The sequence below is a fragment of the uncultured Planktosalinus sp. genome, assembly GCF_963973675.1.
Classification (GTDB): domain Bacteria; phylum Bacteroidota; class Bacteroidia; order Flavobacteriales; family Flavobacteriaceae; genus Planktosalinus.
Genome location: NZ_CAXBAN010000328.1, coordinates 1 through 3,035, shown reverse-complemented (window position 1 = coordinate 3,035; position 3,035 = coordinate 1). Strand labels below are relative to the sequence as shown.

The 3,035-nt window shown below is 37.2% G+C and carries 6 protein-coding genes; 1 reads left to right on the top strand and 5 read right to left on the bottom strand.

The features are described from left to right. On the top strand, positions 1–397 hold a 397-nt coding region (locus AACY61_RS11405), incomplete at its 5' end, for a VOC family protein (RefSeq protein ID WP_339611704.1). Between the two features lie 50 nt (positions 398–447). Here AACY61_RS11405 and AACY61_RS11400 read toward each other — a convergent pair. From AACY61_RS11400 to AACY61_RS11380, 5 genes are all read right to left on the bottom strand, one after another. Continuing rightward, entirely contained in the window at positions 448–906 is a 459-nt protein-coding gene (locus AACY61_RS11400) for a carboxymuconolactone decarboxylase family protein (protein WP_228251889.1), read from the bottom strand. Further along, entirely contained in the window at positions 890–1,327 is a 438-nt protein-coding gene (locus tag AACY61_RS11395) for a GNAT family N-acetyltransferase (protein ID WP_228251890.1), read from the bottom strand. The genes AACY61_RS11400 and AACY61_RS11395 overlap by 17 nt, the downstream gene beginning before the upstream one ends. A gap of 7 nt (positions 1,328–1,334) precedes the next feature. After that, positions 1,335–1,799: a DUF1097 domain-containing protein gene (locus AACY61_RS11390; RefSeq protein ID WP_228251891.1), complete on the bottom strand. Its 465-nt coding sequence runs from the start codon at positions 1,797–1,799 to the stop codon at positions 1,335–1,337. Between the two features lie 61 nt (positions 1,800–1,860). Then, positions 1,861–2,436, bottom strand: a complete 576-nt coding sequence (locus tag AACY61_RS11385; RefSeq protein WP_228251892.1) for a Crp/Fnr family transcriptional regulator — start codon at positions 2,434–2,436, stop codon at positions 1,861–1,863. 18 nt (positions 2,437–2,454) lie between these two features. Continuing rightward, on the bottom strand, positions 2,455–2,814 hold the full coding sequence (locus AACY61_RS11380; RefSeq protein WP_188459944.1) for a helix-turn-helix domain-containing protein: 360 nt from the start codon (positions 2,812–2,814) through the stop codon (positions 2,455–2,457). Between the last annotated feature and the right edge of the window lie 221 nt (positions 2,815–3,035).

The following is a 3,035-nucleotide window of genomic DNA, read 5'->3' as shown; positions in this document are numbered from 1 at the left end:
TAGTGATAATAATAATGTGCTCACATGGTTTGAAATCCCGGTTTTAGATACTACTAGAGCTAAAAAGTTTTATGAGACTATATTTGATATAGTAATGACCACTAAAACTTTTACAGAAACAAATGAGGAACTAACTTTCTTTCCTTACGATCCCAATGTTAAACAAGCACTGTCAGGGAGAGTTACCGGTGTTTTATCGAAATCAAAAGACAGAACGCCAACAGAAAAAGGAATATTTATATATATAAATGCCAGTCCCCATATTCAAGTTGTTATTGATAAAGTTGAAAAAGCAGGAGGGAAAGTTCTTATTCCTAAGACTGAAGCTCCTTTCGGTCTGTTTTCAGTTATACTAGATACCGAAGGAAACCGGATTGGCTTGCATGCTGAAGAATAAAAATGAGTTAGGGTTAAATTTTCCCCTCCAAAGCTGATTTTTTTATCTTTTTAATTAGGGTGAATCAATTTTGTGGAAACGGCCACCCTATTTAAAAAATTCATATGATTGATGGCGATAATGAGCTGTGCGATTTCATTACCACTGAATAACGTACTTATCTTCCCATAGGTATGGTCGCTAAGCCCTGCCTCATTTATTTTAGTAATCTCTTCGGTGAGCTGTAATACGGCTCTTTCTTTTTCAGAAAACAACGGACTTTCCTGCCAGGCGGATAAGGCGAATATCCTACGTTCAGTTTCACCCAATTTTAACGCGTCTTTTGTATGCAAATCAATACAAAAAGCGCATTTGTTGATTTGAGAGGTTCTGATTTTAATGAGTTCCCTAAGTTGTTTATCTAAAGAAGTCCTGGCTAAAAATTGTTCTATTTCAATAATTAATTTCCAGCATTCAGGCTCCAGTTCTTTAATGTTGATGCGGTGTTGTGAGTTAAAAGTTGAAGACATAATGTTTAAATTTTGTGTTATTAAATCCGATTTTATGATAAAGTTGTTGTGCTTTTTTATTGTCATTTCCTGTCAAAAGCCAAACTTGTTGGCGATGGGTTGCTTTGGAAAATTCCAAAACGCTTGTTAGTAATTGAGAGGCCACGCCCAAACCCCGAAATTGTTCCGATACAAACAGATCGTTCAAAATCCATATTTCTTCTAATTTGATAGTCGAGAAAGAAGGGAAAAGCTGGGTGTAGCCTAGCATCTGGTCTTCCAGAACGGCTACAAAAATGACACTGTCCTCCTTATTCATTCGGTCATTCAGAAAGCTTTCTACTTCTTCAGGGTTTGATTCTTGTTTGTAGAACTTTCTGAATTCATTCATAAGAACCATCAGTGCGGTTATATCTAAATGTGTTGCTCTTCTTACAGTCATCTGAAGCTTATTTTTTAGCGGCTAATTTATTATGTAAAAAAGTATCAAGGGCAGCGATACAATAACCAAGCACCAGGGAAAGGATGAGGGTAAAAAGTGATTGGACAGCGATTTCAAAACCCGAAGAAAACCAGGTGATGAGTCCCAAAAAGTAGGCGGGAATGGTATTCAAACGTTTCAATTTTGAAATGTAGAAAACCCCGATCATAGCGATAAATACGGCTAAAGGAAATCCAAACGCTCCGATAAATGCTGAAAGACAAGCTCCCGTATATTGAATGAGCATCGCAATGAGGATTCCAAAAAGTTGTTGGATCAGGATGGTGAAGGCAGTTTTTAGGTTTGTGCCAAAAAGATGGTAGCTCACCCAGGCGATGAAGAGTACCCAGGGTGGTAATGCAAAATAGAAAGCTATAAAAATGGCTAAAGCTCCTGTACAACCTAAAGATAAGGCCTGTTTTAAATTGGTCATAGTAATCTTGTTTTGTGCGGACAAAGATTACCAGAAACAAGCAGCAAATTCTTAAACTGGTTTAAGAAAGCTCTTTTCTGCGGATTTCACTTAAATATTCAGGGGTGAAACCTAGAAATGAGGCGATAAGGTATTGGGGCACACGTTGAATGAATTCCGGAAAGTTATCTCTGAAGTGATAATATAAATCTTCCCGGGAATACTCATAAAGTAGTTTTATTCGGTATTGAGAAGCCGCATAAGCCCATTGAAAGACCAAGTGGAAGTATCGCTCCAGAACAGGAAATTCTTTAAGCAATGCTTCTTTAGCATCGGCACTTAGCACTAAGACTTCACTGGGTTCTACTGTGCGAATGGTGAAGTGGGATGTATTCTTCTTAGAAAAGGCAGAGAAGTCGGTAGTCCACCAGTTTTCCAGCGCAAAATCAATGGTTTGTTCCGTGCCGTTTTCTTTAGTGTACAATACCTGCAAACAACCTTTGTTCACAAAAAAGAGATTTTGACAGATAGCACCTTCTCTTAATAAGTCTTTTTTCTTTTTAAAGACCCTCGTTTCAAAAAGGGTATCCATCATGCCGAGGTTTGTATCCTTAATATCTATAAATTTTTCTATATGATTGATCAAAGCCGCTATCATACTACTTAAAATTTAATATCATTTTACCAGCTTTTTATGCTTGGCTCCCCAGCTGCTTAATTTTGACCAGATAGGAATCAATTCAATGGCGATTGGGGTGAGTTCATAATCTACTCTTGGTGGTACTTCTGCGTAAACTGTACGTTTCACCAATCCATCTTTTTCTAACTCCCGCAACTGTAAGGTGAGCATTCTTTCGGTAATGCCATCTATCGCATTGCGCAGTTCACTATAGCGCAACTTCCCGTTTTCAAGCTTACAAAGGATTAATAATTTCCATCTTCCACCAACCTTACATACGGCATAGGTTAAGTCGCAACTTTCCATAATGTATTTTTCATTCAACAGATTGGTTGAGCTTTTCTTTCTTTTTCCCATAACGGACAAATTTGTATGTACCGAACATTTAGAACCCTATATGCAAAAATAGGGATAGCTACATAATTTTGTGCTATCAATTTTTAAAACAAAAAAAATGAAGAGATACACAACAATTCTTTTGCTTTTACTAGGCGTTTGGAAAGGCAAAGCACAAAAAGATGTAACGAATAAAACGTTTACTATGACCCCAGAAGTACAAAAGGTACTGAACTATATAA